This is a genomic window from Streptomyces sp. NPDC060028 (assembly GCF_042736725.1).
Lineage (GTDB): Bacteria > Actinomycetota > Actinomycetes > Streptomycetales > Streptomycetaceae > Streptomyces.
On sequence record NZ_JBHWVJ010000130.1, the window covers coordinates 1 to 14,833 of the forward strand.

General features: G+C 71.5%; 15 protein-coding genes. 8 read left to right on the forward strand and 7 right to left on the reverse strand.

Features of this window, described 5'->3' with window-relative positions; translation table 11 throughout:
- Positions 1-50: 50 nt before the first annotated feature.
- The gene (locus tag ACFWBF_RS35435) at positions 51-1,814 is read right to left on the reverse strand and encodes an acetyl/propionyl/methylcrotonyl-CoA carboxylase subunit alpha (protein ID WP_385608959.1); all 1,764 of its coding nucleotides are present in this window, start codon (positions 1,812-1,814) and stop codon (positions 51-53) included.
- Positions 1,815-2,190: 376 nt separating this feature from the next.
- Here ACFWBF_RS35435 and ACFWBF_RS35440 point away from each other — a divergent pair, with 376 nt between their 5' ends.
- Entirely contained in the window at positions 2,191-2,655 is a 465-nt protein-coding gene (locus ACFWBF_RS35440; protein WP_385608960.1) for a hypothetical protein, read from the forward strand.
- Here the strand turns inward: ACFWBF_RS35440 and ACFWBF_RS35445 are convergent.
- The 5 genes from ACFWBF_RS35445 to ACFWBF_RS35465 form a co-directional block, all read right to left on the reverse strand.
- Complete coding sequence (locus ACFWBF_RS35445; RefSeq protein ID WP_385608961.1) at positions 2,636-3,244, reverse strand: Maf family protein; 609 nt, start codon at positions 3,242-3,244, stop codon at positions 2,636-2,638. The genes ACFWBF_RS35440 and ACFWBF_RS35445 overlap by 20 nt on opposite strands.
- Positions 3,245-3,266: 22 nt before the next feature.
- A complete protein-coding gene (gene mmpB / locus ACFWBF_RS35450) occupies positions 3,267-3,401 on the reverse strand; it encodes a morphogenic membrane protein MmpB (protein WP_385608962.1) in 135 nt (44 codons plus the stop codon).
- A gap of 77 nt (positions 3,402-3,478) precedes the next feature.
- Positions 3,479-3,694, reverse strand: coding sequence for an acyl-CoA carboxylase epsilon subunit (locus ACFWBF_RS35455; protein WP_385235295.1), 216 nt, complete (start codon positions 3,692-3,694; stop codon positions 3,479-3,481).
- Positions 3,695-3,715: 21 nt separating this feature from the next.
- Complete coding sequence (locus ACFWBF_RS35460; RefSeq protein ID WP_385608963.1) at positions 3,716-5,314, reverse strand: acyl-CoA carboxylase subunit beta; 1,599 nt, start codon at positions 5,312-5,314, stop codon at positions 3,716-3,718.
- 149 nt (positions 5,315-5,463) lie between these two features.
- Positions 5,464-6,150, reverse strand: a complete 687-nt coding sequence (locus ACFWBF_RS35465; RefSeq protein WP_385608964.1) for a transposase — start codon at positions 6,148-6,150, stop codon at positions 5,464-5,466.
- A 145-nt stretch (positions 6,151-6,295) separates the two neighbouring features.
- Here ACFWBF_RS35465 and ACFWBF_RS35470 point away from each other — a divergent pair, with 145 nt between their 5' ends.
- From ACFWBF_RS35470 to hutH, 5 genes are all read left to right on the forward strand, one after another.
- A complete protein-coding gene (locus tag ACFWBF_RS35470) occupies positions 6,296-7,159 on the forward strand; it encodes a biotin--[acetyl-CoA-carboxylase] ligase (RefSeq protein ID WP_385608965.1) in 864 nt (287 codons plus the stop codon).
- A gap of 131 nt (positions 7,160-7,290) precedes the next feature.
- Complete coding sequence (locus tag ACFWBF_RS35475; protein WP_385608966.1) at positions 7,291-8,454, forward strand: adenylate/guanylate cyclase domain-containing protein; 1,164 nt, start codon at positions 7,291-7,293, stop codon at positions 8,452-8,454.
- 162 nt (positions 8,455-8,616) lie between these two features.
- Positions 8,617-9,411 (forward strand): enoyl-CoA hydratase/isomerase family protein, encoded by a 795-nt coding sequence (locus ACFWBF_RS35480; RefSeq protein WP_385608967.1) that lies wholly within the window; start codon positions 8,617-8,619, stop codon positions 9,409-9,411.
- 145 nt (positions 9,412-9,556) lie between these two features.
- Positions 9,557-10,669 carry a diguanylate cyclase domain-containing protein gene (locus ACFWBF_RS35485; protein ID WP_385608968.1) on the forward strand — a complete coding sequence of 371 codons (1,113 nt, stop codon included), beginning with the start codon at positions 9,557-9,559 and terminating at the stop codon, positions 10,667-10,669.
- Between the two features lie 74 nt (positions 10,670-10,743).
- Entirely contained in the window at positions 10,744-12,285 is a 1,542-nt protein-coding gene (hutH, locus tag ACFWBF_RS35490) for a histidine ammonia-lyase (protein ID WP_385608971.1), read from the forward strand.
- Between the two features lie 268 nt (positions 12,286-12,553).
- Here hutH and ACFWBF_RS35495 read toward each other — a convergent pair whose 3' ends face one another.
- Complete coding sequence (locus tag ACFWBF_RS35495; protein ID WP_385608972.1) at positions 12,554-12,871, reverse strand: hypothetical protein; 318 nt, start codon at positions 12,869-12,871, stop codon at positions 12,554-12,556.
- 125 nt (positions 12,872-12,996) lie between these two features.
- Here ACFWBF_RS35495 and ACFWBF_RS35500 point away from each other — a divergent pair, with 125 nt between their 5' ends.
- Both ACFWBF_RS35500 and ACFWBF_RS35505 read left to right on the forward strand, forming a co-directional pair.
- Positions 12,997-13,338 (forward strand): hypothetical protein, encoded by a 342-nt coding sequence (locus ACFWBF_RS35500; protein ID WP_385608969.1) that lies wholly within the window; start codon positions 12,997-12,999, stop codon positions 13,336-13,338.
- Between the two features lie 119 nt (positions 13,339-13,457).
- On the forward strand, positions 13,458-14,726 hold the full coding sequence (locus tag ACFWBF_RS35505) for an Ig-like domain-containing protein (RefSeq protein ID WP_385608970.1): 1,269 nt from the start codon (positions 13,458-13,460) through the stop codon (positions 14,724-14,726).
- Positions 14,727-14,833: the final 107 nt, after the last annotated feature.

The following is a 14,833-nucleotide window of genomic DNA, read 5'->3' on the forward strand; positions in this document are numbered from 1 at the left end:
CGGCGGGGTGGGGCGCCCTTCCCCGCCCCACCCGGCGTTTCGGGGTGGTGTCAGTCCTTGATCTCGCAGATCGTCGCGCCCGCCGTCAGGGAGGCGCCGACCTCGGCCGAGAGGCCGACGATCGTGCCCGAGCGGTGGGCGTTCAGAGGCTGCTCCATCTTCATGGCCTCGAGTACGACGATCAGATCGCCCTCGTTGACCTGCTGGCCCTCCTCGACCGCGACCTTGACGATCGTGCCCTGCATCGGGGACGCGAGGGTGTCGCCGGAGGCGGCCGGGCCGGACTTCTTCGCCGCGCGACGCTTCGGCTTCGCGCCGCCCGCCGCGGCCGTGCGGGCCAGGGTCATGCCCAGCGAGGACGGGAGCGAGACCTCGAGGCGCTTGCCGCCGACCTCGACGACCACCGTCTCGCGGCCCGGCTCGTCCTCGGTGTCGTCCGCGGCCGGGACCACGAACGCCGGGATCTCGTTGACGAACTCGGTCTCGATCCAGCGGGTGAAGACCGTGAACGGGGCGCCGTCCTTCGGTGCGAACGCGGGGTCCGCGACGACCGCACGGTGGAACGGGATGGCCGTGGCCATGCCCTCCACCTCGAACTCGGCCAGCGCGCGCGCCGCCCGCTGCAGGGCCTGCTCGCGCGTGGCACCCGTGATGATCAGCTTGGCGAGCAGGGAGTCCCAGGCCGGGCCGATGACCGAGCCGGACTCGACGCCCGCGTCCAGGCGGACGCCCGGACCCGTCGGCGCGGCGAACTTGGTGACGGTGCCCGGGGCCGGCAGGAAGCCCCGGCCCGGGTCCTCGCCGTTGATGCGGAACTCGATGGAGTGACCGCGCAGGACCGGGTCCCCGTAGCCGAGCTCCTCGCCGTCCGCGATGCGGAACATCTCGCGGACCAGGTCGATGCCGGTGACCTCTTCGGAGACCGGGTGCTCGACCTGCAGACGGGTGTTGACCTCCAGGAAGGAGATCAGGCCGTCGGCGGAGACCAGGAACTCGACCGTGCCGGCGCCGACGTAGCCGGCCTCCTTCAGGATCGCCTTCGAGGCGGCGTACAGCTCGGCGTTCTGAGCCTCGCTCAGGAACGGCGCGGGAGCCTCCTCCACCAGCTTCTGGTGGCGGCGCTGCAGCGAGCAGTCGCGGGTGGAGACGACGACCACGTTGCCGTGGGAGTCGGCCAGGCACTGGGTCTCGACGTGCCGCGGCTTGTCGAGGTAGCGCTCGACGAAGCACTCGCCGCGGCCGAAGGCGGCGACCGCCTCGCGCACGGCGGACTCGTAGAGCTCCGGCACCTCTTCGAGGTTGCGGGCGACCTTCAGGCCGCGACCGCCACCGCCGAAGGCGGCCTTGATCGCGATCGGCAGGCCGTGCTCCTTGGCGAAGTCGACGACCTCGTCCGCCCCGGAGACCGGGTCGGGCGTGCCGGCCACCAGCGGCGCACCGGCGCGCTGCGCGATGTGCCGGGCGGCGACCTTGTCGCCGAGGTCGCGGATGGCCTGCGGCGGCGGGCCGATCCAGGTCAGGCCCGCGTCGATGACGGCCTGCGCGAAGTCCGCGTTCTCGGAGAGGAAGCCGTATCCGGGATGGATGGCGTCCGCACCGGAATCGGCGGCGGCCTGCAGGACCTTGGAGATGTCCAGGTAGCTGGTGGCCGGGGTGTCACCGCCCAACGCGAAAGCTTCGTCGGCCGCGCGGACGTGCAGAGCGTCCCGGTCCGGATCGGCGTAGACGGCTACGCTCGCGATCCCGGCATCCCGGCAGGCCCGAGCAACGCGGACTGCGATTTCGCCACGGTTGGCGATGAGCACCTTGCGCACGATGGCTCCCTCCTTGAAACAAGCTGAGTTTAGGGACAGCCCACACGGCCTTTCGACCCTTCTCCAGAGGTGACCTTGCCCACACGGAGTGTGATTCGAGTCCACCTCGAGCCGAAGAAACCCTTGTGGCGCCCCAGGCCAGGGGGATCCCCGACTGCACAGTAACCCTGTCGTGTGCCCGAGGTCTCTGTGCGGCCGGTCAGCCGCCCCGGGTGATTCTTTGTCGAGTCCCTACGAACGGCCCACGCATTCCTTGCGCGGCCGCTCCACGGGAGGCCTACCGTAACGAAGCTGCCCCGACCCCTTGTCCGCGGGTTTACCCGTTAGTAGCCTCCAGGCGTCGAACAGGCTTGTGCTTGTGGGGGGTGGGGGCGTCGTGGGTGTGGGTGTCGTGCTGCGCAGACTCGTGGCCGCGGTCGCCGGGGTCGTGGTCGCCGCGGAGGCGGTGGTGCTCGTTTTCGTCCACATCGTCCTGGGACGGACCACGCACAATCAGTCGATGTCCATCGCGGGCATGGACCCGGATGTCATGTCCAAGGCAACGTACGCGCTGGGGGCGGGCATGGGCGCCTTCCTCCTGCTCTGTGCCGCCCTCTTGGTCATCGCGGCGATCCGCGACCGGGCCCCCGGCTCCTTCGGGCGCGTCGTGCTCGTCAGCGCCGCCGTGACCCACGGGGTGCTGGGTGCCCTGGCCGTGGGCCTGGTCGGCTGGGGTGCCTTCGCCGTGCTGATGCTGATCCTCTGCCTGCTCGTGCTGACCCTGACGCTCTACGCGGCCAAAAACGGCGGGGACGCGGCCGCGGCCGCCCCGCAGGGGAGTCTCACGCCCACAAGTCCGTGATGGACACGCCCAGTTCCGCCAGCAGGGAGCGCAGCAGCGGCAGTGAGATCCCGATCACGTTGCCGTGGTCCCCGTCGATGCCCTCGATGAACGGCGCCGACAGCCCGTCCAGCGTGAAGGCGCCCGCCACGTGCAGCGGCTCGCCGCTCGCCACGTACGCCGCCACCTCCGCGTCCGTCGGCTCGCCGAAGCGGACCGTCGTGGACGCCGTGGCCGAAACCTGACGCCCGGTCGCCGTGTCGATCACGCAGTGCCCGGTGCGCAGTACGCCGGCCCGCCCGCGCATCGACTTCCAGCGGGCCGTGGCTTCCTCGGAGTCCGCCGGCTTGCCCAGTGCCTCGCCGTCCAGCTCCAGCACCGAGTCGCAGCCGATCACCAGGGCGCCCGCGGCCTCCTCCAGGGCCGCCACGACGCCCGCCTTGGCCTCGGCCAGCGCGAGGGCCAGATCGGCCGGGTTGTCGTGGCTCAGGGTGTCCTCGTCGAAGCCGCTGACGATCACGTGCGGGGCCAGCCCCGCCTGGCGCAGCAGGTTCAGCCGGGCGGGCGAGGCGGAGGCGAGGACGAGGGCGTGGCGCGGTTCGGCAGTCATGCCCGCCATCGTAGGGGTGGAGCTAGAACCCGCCCACGCCCAGGACGTAGACCACCACGAGCATCGCGATGACGACGACGACGGTCATCCGCCGGACCATCGCCTGCGCGTCGCGCATGTCCTTGGGAGGCTCGTCCTTCGGGTCTGACCAGAGCATGCCCCGATCCTGTCCCCGAAGACGGGTGTGGCGCCTGAGTACGGGTACTCAGGCGCCACCGCCACTTCACGCCATCTTCAGCCCTGGCCGGGCCAGTACGTACGGCCCCACGCGCGGGCCCCCGGCTGCGGAAGCGTCCGCCGGGCCACCCGGCCCGGCGCGGACCAGGCATCCGCCACCCGCGGGGCGCCCGACGGCGTGGCCGAGGCCAGCACCGCCGCGCGCGCTTGGACCACCGCCAGTGCGGCGGCCAGCTCCTCGGGGGTCGGATTGCCCTTGACGACCTTGATCACCACAGTGACCTCCTGGAGGGGCTAGAGGGGGATGTTGCCGTGCTTCTTCGGCGGCAGGGACTCCCGCTTGCTGCGCAGCTGCCGCAGCCCCTTCACCACGTGCGCCCGGGTCTCGGACGGCATGACCACCGCGTCGACGTACCCGCGCTCGGCGGCCGTGTACGGGTTCAGCAGCGCGTCCTCGTACTCGCTGATCAGCCGTGCACGCACCTCCTCCACATCATCCGCCCCCGCCGCCGCGTCGGCGATCGTGCGGCGGTGCAGGATGTTCACCGCGCCCTGAGCGCCCATGACGGCGATCTGCGCGGTCGGCCAGGCGAGGTTCAGGTCCGCGCCCAGGTGCTTGGAGCCCATGACGTCGTACGCGCCGCCGAAGGCCTTGCGGGTGATGACGGTGATCAGGGGGACGGTGGCCTCGGCGTACGCGTAGATCAGCTTCGCGCCGCGCCGGATGATTCCGTTGTACTCCTGGTCCGTGCCCGGCAGGAAGCCCGGCACGTCCACGAACGTCAGCACCGGGATGTTGAAGGCGTCGCAGGTCCGCACGAAGCGGGCGGCCTTCTCGGAGGCGTTGATGTCCAGGCAGCCGGCGAACTGCATCGGCTGGTTGGCGACGATGCCGACCGGGTGCCCCTCGACCCGGCCGAAGCCGGTGAGGATGTTCGGGGCGAAGAGCGACTGGGTCTCCAGGAACTCCGCGTCGTCCAGCACGTGCTCGATCACCGTGTGCATGTCGTACGGCTGGTTCGCGCTGTCCGGGATCAGTACGTCGAGCTCGCGGTCGGTGTCGGACACCTCGGTGTCCGCCTCCTCGGGGAAGGCGGGCGGCTCGGAGAGGTTGTTCGAGGGCAGGTACGCCAGCAGGGACTTGACGTACTCGATCGCGTCCTTCTCGTCGCCCGCCATGTGGTGCGCGACGCCGGACGTGCTGTTGTGCGTACGCGCCCCGCCCAGCTCCTCGAAGCCGACGTCCTCGCCGGTGACGGTCTTGATGACGTCGGGGCCGGTGATGAACATGTGCGACGTCTGGTCGACCATGACCGTGAAGTCGGTGATCGCGGGGGAGTACACGGCGCCGCCCGCGCAGGGCCCGACGACCAGGCTGATCTGCGGGATCACGCCGGAGGCGTGGACGTTGCGGCGGAAGATCTCGCCGTACATGCCGAGCGCGCTGACGCCCTCCTGGATGCGGGCGCCGCCGGAGTCGTTGATGCCGATGACCGGGCAGCCGGTCTTCAGCGCGAAGTCCATCACCTTGATGATCTTCTGGCCGTAGACCTCGCCGAGGGCACCGCCGAAGACGGTGAAGTCCTGCGAGAACACGGCGACGCAGCGCCCGTCGACGGTGCCGTAGCCCGTGACGACGCCGTCCCCGTACGGGCGGGTCTTCTCGAGCCCGAAGTTGGTGGACCGGTGCCGGGCGAGCTCGTCCAGCTCGACGAACGAGCCCTCGTCGAGCAGCAGTGCCACCCGCTCACGCGCCGTCAGCTTGCCCTTGGCGTGCTGCTTCTCCACCGCCCGCTCGGAGCCGGCATGGGTGGCTTCATCGATGCGACGCTGCAGATCCGCGATCTTCCCCGCGGTGGTGTGCATGTCGATCGGCTCTGACGGTTGTGACATCGGGGTCGCGGCTCCCTGTGTGGTGTCAACTGCCTGGTCAATTGATTGACTCCGGCTGGCTACTGGTGCGTAGCGTATCGGCGGGCATGGCGCTCGGCAGTGCGGCGTTTGACACACCTACTGTGGGTTGCTTGACCTCGCCACCTTCCCTAAAGGGAGGGGGGTCCCACCCTCGCGGGTGGGGCTTCCTGCTTCGTTGCGGGCCGCCGCGTCCGGGACGGATCCCGACGAGGTCCTGCACCCGCTCCACAGGCAATGACCGCCAGCCCGGCGGCCAGAAGGTTGATCGCTGCGTTGCCGTCCCGGTCGTGGGTCGCCCCGCAGTTCGCGCACGTCCATGCGCGGACGCTCAGCGGCATCCTGTCGGCCCGGGCCCCGCAGGCCGAGCACAGGTGTGTGCTGGGGAACCACCGGTCGACGACGACCAGCCGCCGTCCGTCGATCACGAGCGTTTGGTTTTCGCGCACGAGTCGGGTCGTCAGCTTGTGCAGGTGGTCCCGGCGGCGGTCCGCGATCCGGGCGTGGATGCGCGCCACCCGGATACGGGCCTTGGCCCGGTTCTTGCTGCCCTTTTCCGTCCGCGAGAGCGCCCGCTGGGCACGCGCCAGGCGCCAGAACGCCGTGAATGCGCTTTGGAGGTGCCGCAGCGCCTGCTGGAGAGGGACGCAGGACACTTCGGCCAGATAGGCCAGCTCCTCGGTCTGCTTCCAGGCGGTGAGCATCGCGGAGGTCTGGCCGTAGTTCACCCGCTCCTGACGCGTCCAGGCCTCGGCGCGGGCCGCGAGGGCCAGGTTGTAGACCTTTCGTACGCACCCCAACGTCTTCGACAGCTCCATTGCCTGCGCGTCATCAGGGTAGAAACGGAACCTGAATGACCTCTTTACCGCAGAATTCCCCACAGGGCCGGAAGCTAGGGTCGGGCACGATCCGAAAGCAATCCCGGGTCAAAGGATCACACACGGCGACATAAGGAATCCGATCATGACATCAGAGCCCTCAGCCGGAGCTTCCGCGGGCCGCTGGTCGAGCCTCGACCGGCCGCCGTTGAATGCCGCCTCGCTGCGGCGGGCACTCGTGACCGACGGGGGGCTGTGGACCTCGCTGGAGGTGGTTGCCGCCACCGGGTCGACCAATACCGATCTCGCCGCACGGGCCGCGGAGCTGCCCGAGGGGGCCGTGCTCGTCGCCGAGGAGCAGACCGCCGGGCGCGGGCGGCTCGACCGGAGCTGGGTCGCGCCCGCGCGCTCCGGGCTGTTCTTCTCCGTGCTGCTGAAGCCGGGGCCCGGCGTGCCCGCCGAGCGGTGGGGGTGGCTGACCCTGCTGGCCGGGGTGGCCGTGGCGAACGGGCTGTCGCGGGCCGCCGGGGTGGACACGGCACTCAAGTGGCCCAACGATCTGCTGGTCGGCGTGGAGGGCGAGGAGCGCAAGGTCGGCGGGATCCTCGCCGAGCGGGTCTCCGACGGCGTCGTCATCGGGATCGGGCTGAACGTCACCCTGACCGAGGACGAGCTCCCCGTGGACACCGCCGGGTCCCTCGCGCTGGCCAAGGCCGCCGTCACCGACCGGGACCCGCTGCTCAAGGCCGTACTGCGCTCCCTGGAGCAGGGGTACGGGGACTGGCGCGCGGCTGCCGGGGATCCGGCGGCCAGCGGGCTGCAGGAGACGTACGCGGCGGGCTGCGCCACCCTCGGCAAGCACGTACGGGCCGAGCTGCCCGGCGGCCGCACCCTCACCGGGACGGCCGAAGCGGTGGACACGGACGGACGGCTGGTCGTACGGACGGCGGAGGGGGCGCGGGAGGCCGTCGGGGCAGGGGACGTCGTCCATCTGCGGTCGGTCCGGTAGCCCGGGAAGAGGTCCGGGAGTGGGGAGTGAGCTACGGCACACCTGCCGTATGGTTTAGGCGATCCCGGTCCTCACGGTGATCACCCGGTTGGCCAGGGCAGTGTGCGCACGGAATGGACAGGAGGCGGCTCTTGACCGTCGACGACCCTACGTCCAGCGCGTCCGCCTCCGGACCGGCCGGGCCATCCGGTCCGGGCACCCCGATCGGGCGCGACCAGCACACTCCCCACCACGAGGTGGACCACACGGCCCAGCCGACGGCCGACCCGCTCGCGATCCGGCTGGAGCAGCTGATCCTGGGCGCCGAGCGCCGGTACACGCCCTTCCAGGCGGCCCGTAGCGCCGGCGTCTCGATGGAGCTCGCGTCCCGCTTCTGGCGGGCCATGGGCTTCGCCGACATCGGCCAGGCCAAGGCGCTGACGGAGGCCGACGTACTGGCGCTGCGCCGCCTCGCGGGCCTGGTGGAGGCCGGGCTGCTCAGCGAGCCGATGGCGGTGCAGGTGGCACGCTCCACCGGGCAGACCACGGCGCGCCTCGCGGAGTGGCAGATCGACTCCTTCCTGGAGGGGCTGACGGAGCCCCCGGAGCCGGGGATGACCCGTACGGAGGTCACGTACCCGCTGGTGGAGCTGCTGCTGCCGGAGCTGGAGGAGTTCCTCGTGTACGTGTGGCGGCGCCAGCTGGCGGCCGCCACCGGGCGCGTGGTGCAGGTGGCGGACGACGAGGAGATGGTCGACCGGCGGCTCGCGGTGGGTTTTGCGGACCTGGTGGGCTTCACCCGGCTGACGCGCAGGCTGGAGGAGGAGGAGCTCGGCGAACTGGTCGAGGCCTTCGAGACGACGGCGGCGGACTTGGTCGCGGCGCACGGCGGCCGGCTGATCAAGACGCTGGGTGACGAGGTGCTGTACTGCGCCGACGACGCGGCGACGGCGGCGGAGATCGCGCTGCGGCTGATCGAGACGATGGAGGTCGACCCGCAGATGCCGGAGCTGCGCGTCGGCATCGCCTTCGGCACGGTGACGACCCGGATGGGCGACGTGTTCGGGACCACGGTGAACCTGGCGAGCCGGCTGACGTCCATAGCTCCGAAGGACGCGGTCCTGGTGGACGGGGCGATGGCGAAGGAGCTCGGGCGCACGGGTGCGGCGCCGGTCTCGGAGAAGGAGGCCGAGTCGGAGGAGGGCGGCGGCGGGTACCGCTTCGCGCTCCAGCCGATGTGGCAGCGTCCGGTCCGCGGGCTGGGCGTCGTCGAGCCGTGGTCGCTGACGCGACGGAAGCGGCCGGGCGCCGGGTAGACCCGGGCGGCCTCGCCGGGCCGGGCCTGGGCGGTCTCGCCGGCCCAGGCGGCCTGGGCGGTTTCGTCGGTCTCGCGGCGGCGGGTGTCGTGAGCCCTGGCCGGGCTCGCCCGGTACCGCCTAGGATCCCCCGGGTAACGCTCGTTAACCGGGAGGGCCGCTGTGGTGTCAGAGTCGGAGTTCGTTTCGGTACGCCGGCACGGTGCGGACGGGGTCGTCGAGCTGGTCCTGGACCGCCCGAAGGCGATGAACGCGGTGTCGACGGACATGGCCCGGGCCATCGGGGCGGCCTGCGCCGAGCTGGCCGCCGATCCTTCCGTACGGGTCGTCGTGCTCTCCTCCGCGGCCGAGCGGGCCTTCTGCGTCGGGGCGGACCTCAAGGAGCGCAACTCCTTGTCGGACGCGGAGCTGGTGCGCCAGCGGCCGACCACGCGGGGTGCGTACGGCGGCGTGCTGGAGCTGCCGATGCCGACGATCGCGGCCGTGCACGGCTTCGCGCTGGGCGGCGGCTTCGAGCTGGCGCTGGCCTGCGACGTGATCGTGGCCGACGAGACGGCGGTGGTCGGTCTGCCCGAGGTGTCGGTGGGCGTGATCCCGGGCGGCGGCGGTACGCAGCTGCTGCCGCGCCGGGTGGGCGCGGCCCGCGCGGCCGAGCTGATCTTCACGGCGCGCCGGGTGGAGGCGCCCGAGGCGCTCTCCCTGGGCCTGGTGGACTCGGTGGTGCCCGCCGGCCAGGACACGGCCGAGGCGCTGGCGCTGGCGGCGCGGATGGCGGCGAACTCCCCCGTCGGGCTGCGGGCCGCCAAGCGGGCGCTGCGGCTGGGGCACGGGATGGACCTGGCGGCCGGGCTGGAGATCGAGGACGCGGCCTGGCGGACGGTGGCCTTCTCGGGCGACCGGGCGGAGGGTGTGGCGGCGTTCAACGAGAAGCGCAAGCCGAACTGGCCGGGGCAGTAGTCGGCCAGACCGGCGGCAGTCAGGCAGAGGGCCGGGCCGGGCCGGGGCCGCGCCGGGGCCGCGGGTCTCGCCCTTTGTGATCTTGGTGCCATCGAAAGCCGCGCCAATTGTCACCAAATCGGATAAAACTCCCTAACCTGGGGTGATGGGAGTCGACGGGCGGCTGCGAGCCGTTGTGAGCCTCGCGCAGGCCATGGCGGCCGCGTGCGCGCCGCGGGACAGCGTGCGGGCCGCGGCGCGCGGGGCGCGGCTGGCGATGGACGGGTCGTTCGCCGCCATTTCCGCCTGGGAGCGCGAACGCGGCCGGCTGCGGGTGCTCGTGAACGAGGGCGAGCGCCGGGCCGGCGAGGTGGAATTCCCCGAGGACGAGTCCTACCCCGTCCACGACTTCCCGGAGATCACCGAATTCCTCCACGAGCGCTGGGTCGGCGGCGGCGGGCCGCACGCCTGGGTGGAGAGCGCCGTGGGCGAGCGCCCCGGGCGGCGCGGGGAGGCCCTGCGCCGCCGCGGGCGCGGGAGCTGCGTGGTCGCGCCGATCGTGCTCAGCGGGCGGGCCTGGGGCGAGCTGTACGTCGCCCGTGACGAGGGGCTGGCGGACTTCGACGAGGACGACGCCGAGTTCGCGACCGTGCTGGCGGCCGTCGTCGCCGCCGGGCTCGCGCAGAACGAGCGGCTGGAGGAGGCCCGCCGGCTGGCCTTCACCGATCCGCTGACCGGCCTCGCGAACCGCCGGGCGGTGGACATGCGGCTCGACGAGGCCCTGGAGGAGCACCGGCGGACCGGGGCCGTGGTCAGCCTGGTCGTCTGCGACCTGAACGGCCTCAAGAAGGTCAACGACACCCTCGGCCATGCCATGGGCGACCGGCTGCTGGAGCGGTTCGGGTCCGTGCTGAGCCTGTGCGGGGCCATGCTGCCCGGCGCCCTCGTCGCCCGGCTCGGCGGCGACGAGTTCTGCCTGGTGGGGGTCGGGCCCACCGCCGACGAGGTGGTGCGGGTGACCGAGGAGGTGTGCGTACGGGCCGCCGAGCTGGAGCTGGGGGAGGGGGTGGCCTGCGGGGTTGCCTCGACCGGGGACCCGATCGGCCCGGTGAAGTCCTCCCGGCGGCTGTTCCGGCTCGCGGACGCCGCCCAGTACAAGGCCAAGGCCGCGCGCTCCCCGAAGCCGGTCGTGGCCGGGCGGGACACTGCCGTGGTGCGGCTCGCCGACGCCGCGCAGGAGGCTGCGGGGGAGCGCCGCCGCTTCCGCGGGCGGGCGTAGGCGGTGTGCGGGGTCGGTCGGGACGATGGCTAGTGACATGAAGCGATTCAGTCCGTAGGGTGCTGAATATGGATATGCACACTGTCGTGGTGGGAACGTCCGGGACCACCGCCGAGGACGTCATCGCCGTCGCCCGCGGCAACGCACGCGTCGAACTGTCCGGCGAGGCGCTCGAAGCGCTCACCCACGCCCGCGAGATCGTTGAGGCCCTGGCCGCCAAGCCCGAGCCCGTCTACGGGGTGTCCACCGGGTTCGGCGCCCTCGCCTCCCGGCACATCAGTCCCGAGCTGCGCGCGCAGCTCCAGCGCAACATCGTCCGCTCGCACGCCGCCGGCATGGGCCCGCGCGTCGAGCGCGAGGTCGTGCGCGCCCTGATGTTCCTGCGCCTGAAGACCGTCTGCTCCGGTCACACCGGCGTACGGCCCTCCGTCGCCCAGACCATGGCCGACATGCTCAACGCGGGCATCACCCCCGTCGTGCACGAGTTCGGCTCCCTGGGCTGCTCCGGCGACCTCGCGCCGCTCTCCCACTGCGCCCTCGCGCTCATGGGCGAGGGCGACGCCGAGGGCCCCGACGGGGTCGTCCGGCCCGCCGGCGAGCTGCTCGCCGAGGCCGGCATCAAGGCCGTCGAGCTCCGGGAGAAGGAGGGTCTGGCCCTCCTCAACGGCACCGACGGCATGCTCGGCATGCTGGTCATGGCGCTGGCCGACCTCGGCAAGCTGTACACCGCCGCCGACATCACCGCCGCCCTGACCCTGGAGGCGCTGCTCGGCACCGAGAAGGTGCTCGCCCCCGAACTGCACGCCATAAGGCCGCACCCGGGCCAGAGCGCCTCCGCCGCCAACATGGCCGCCGTCCTGGAGGGCTCCGGACTCGTCCGCCACTTCCAGGAGGAGTCGGCGCCCCGGGTCCAGGACGCGTACTCCGTGCGCTGCGCCCCGCAGGTGGCCGGCGCGGGCCGCGACACCATGGCGCACGCCGCCCTGGTCGCCTCCCGCGAGCTGGCCGCCGCCGTCGACAACCCGGTGGTCCTGCCCGACGGGCGCGTGGAGTCCAACGGCAACTTCCACGGCGCCCCGGTCGCGTACGTGCTGGACTTCCTGGCCATCGCCGCCGCCGACCTCGGCTCCATCGCCGAGCGCCGCACCGACCGGCTGCTCGACCACAACCGCAGCCACGGCCTGCCGCCGTTCCTCGCGGACGACGCCGGTGTGGACTCCGGTCTGATGATCGCCCAGTACACGCAGGCCGCCCTGGTCAGCGAGATGAAGCGGCTCGCCGTGCCGGCCTCCGCCGACTCGATCCCCTCCTCCGCCATGCAGGAGGACCACGTCTCGATGGGGTGGTCGGCCGCGCGCAAGCTGCGTACCGCCGTCGACAACCTGACCCGGATCATCGCCATCGAGATGTACGCGGCCACCCGCGCCATCGAGCTGCGCCACGGGCTGACCCCGGCTCCGGCCAGCCGGGCCGCCATCGCGGCGGCGCGCGCCGGGGGCGTCCAGGGCCCCGGGCCGGATCGTTTCCTCGCGCCTGACCTGGCCGCCGCCGACGCGGTGATCCGTACGGGCGCTCTCGTCGCCGCGGTGGAAGGGGTGACGGGGCCGCTCGCCTAGTGCCGTGGCCGGGAAGGTTTGCCGGGGCGCGGTGTCCGGTGCGGTGCGTCGCAAGGCGGAGGACCGCGTCTCGTACTGGACGTACTTGCGCGGTCCGACAACGCGGCGAGGTGCCGTGCCGGGCGCCGCGACCCGGTGAACCTTTCCGGTCACAGCACTAGCGACGGGGAACGCCGTACGCACGGAAGGGGCCGCGCAGGGACACGATCCCGGCGCGGCCCTCGCCGTATCCGGCCGCCGGCCGGTCGGCGGCGCTCGCGGAGGCGCCCTAGAAGGCGCGCGAGCGGCGTACCGAGAAGGTCACGAACCCGGCGCCCAGGCCCAGGCAGAGCGTGCCGCCGAGCACGTACGGCGTGGTGTCGACGGCGCCGGTGTCGGCGAGCCCGAGGGAGGCCTCGGCGGCCGCGGCCACCTCTGTGACCTCTGTGGTCTGCGTGACCTCGGCGGACCCGGCGTTCTGCCCGCTCAGCCCGGAGGCGGCGGACGCGCCGGAGGCGTCCTTCGCGTGCCCGGGTGCGGTGGCATTGGCCGAGGGCACGAACCACAGGACGGCGAGGAGGGTGGTCGCTCCGAGAGCGGTGAGCATCGATCGACGTGCGGACACGGTGCGATCCCCCTTGTGGCAGCAGCGAATTGGCCCCGTGCGGTGATGCTACGGAAAGGGGCGGGTCGTGGGAAAGTCGGGGGTTCCGCGGGCTTACGCTCCGTCGTATGAACCCTTCTGAGACATCACGTTACGTACGACTTCGAGTGGATTTGGTGCTGGAGGTGCCGGACTCCGCGGCACTCACCGGAGCCGCGCTCGCCCACATCAAGGCCGATGAATTCATGCCGGACGAGGAGCGCGGCCACGCCGAGGCGGCCGTCCGGGAGGACGAGTCGGAGGCCCTGGCCTACCTCGTGGACCCCACCGACCTGGTCGCGGAGATCCCCGGGGTGGAGCTGGCACAGGCCTCCTGGAGCAGTGAGCCCGTGGAATACGACCCCGAGTCGATGGAGTGGGACATCGACGAGGAAGATGGGGACTTCGACGCAGAGACCGACAACGCCTGACCGTGGGGTTGACCACATTCGAACGGGATGTGGAACCGATCCGGGCCGTGAACGCGTTGTCACAACGAGGCAGGGGGGTCTGTCCCCCCTGCCCGGGGAATTACGGGGTTCCGGCAACGATGGAGTGGCGTGTGAGGACGGACAGCAAGCGACGGAGAAGGTCCCTGGTGGCCATGTCCGCCGTGCTCGGTGGCGTACTGATGCTCTCGGCCTGCAACGGCGGCGACCAGCCCAAGGGTAGTGGGGAAGCATCCGCGAAGTCCCAGGCCGACGTCGACGCGGCGGCGGCCAAGGACACGTCCAAGGCCCGAATAACCATCACGCCGAAGGACGGCGCCACCAACGTCGGCCTCAACGACGCGGCGAATGTGGCCGTCAGTGACGGCACGCTCACCCAGGTCGAGCTGAAGACCTCCGAGGGGACGGCCGTTGCGGGCAAGACGGCCGCCGACGGCAAGAGCTGGAAGCCGGACGCCGCGCTCAAGCGCTCCACGAAGTACGCGCTGTCGGCGACGGCGAAGGACGAGGCCGGCCGCGAGGCGCACGAGAACGCCTCCTTCACCACGGTCTCCCCGGAGAACAGCTTCGTCGGCTCGTTCATCCCGGAGGAGGGTCAGACCGTCGGCGTGGGCATGCCGGTCTCGATCACCTTCAACAAGCCGATCAAGGACAAGAAGGCCGTCCAGGCTGCCGTCAACGTCACCTCCAGCAGCGGCCAGGAGGTCGTGGGGCACTGGTTCAGCGCGCAGCGCCTGGACTTCCGCCCGGAGAAGTACTGGACGGCGAACTCCACCGTCACGCTGAAGATGTCGCTGGACGGCGTCCAGGGCGCTCCCGGCGTCCAGGGCGTGCAGAACCGGACCGCCACCTTCAAGATCGGCCGCAGCCAGGTCTCCACGGTGGACGCGAAGACGAAGAAGATGGTCGTCACCCGCGACGGCGCGGTCCTCAAGACCGTCCCGATCTCGGCCGGCTCCCCGGACAACCCGACGTACAACGGTCAGATGGTGATCTCCGAGAAGTTCAAGGAGACCCGGATGAACGGCGCCACCGTCGGCTTCACGGACGACGACGGCAAGGGCGAGTACGACATCAAGGACGTCCCGCACGCGATGCGGCTGTCCAACTCCGGCACCTTCGTCCACGGCAACTACTGGGGATCGGACTCGATCTTCGGCAGCGTCAACACCAGCCACGGGTGCATCGGCCTGAACGACGCCAAGGGCGCGGGCGACCCGGACCAGCCGGCCGCCTGGTTCTTCGACAACTCGCTCATCGGCGACGTGGTCGTGGTGGTCAACTCCCCGGACAAGACCATCAAGCCGGACAACGGCCTCAACGGCTGGAACATGAGCTGGGCGGACTGGAAGGCCGGCTCGGCCGCCTGACGCACGGCGACGACCGAACCCCGGCGGACGGCGGGGAGCCCTGACAGGGGCTCCCCCCCCCGCGGGGTTTTAATTGGGGTGGGGCTATTGAGGAGTAACCCCGCCGT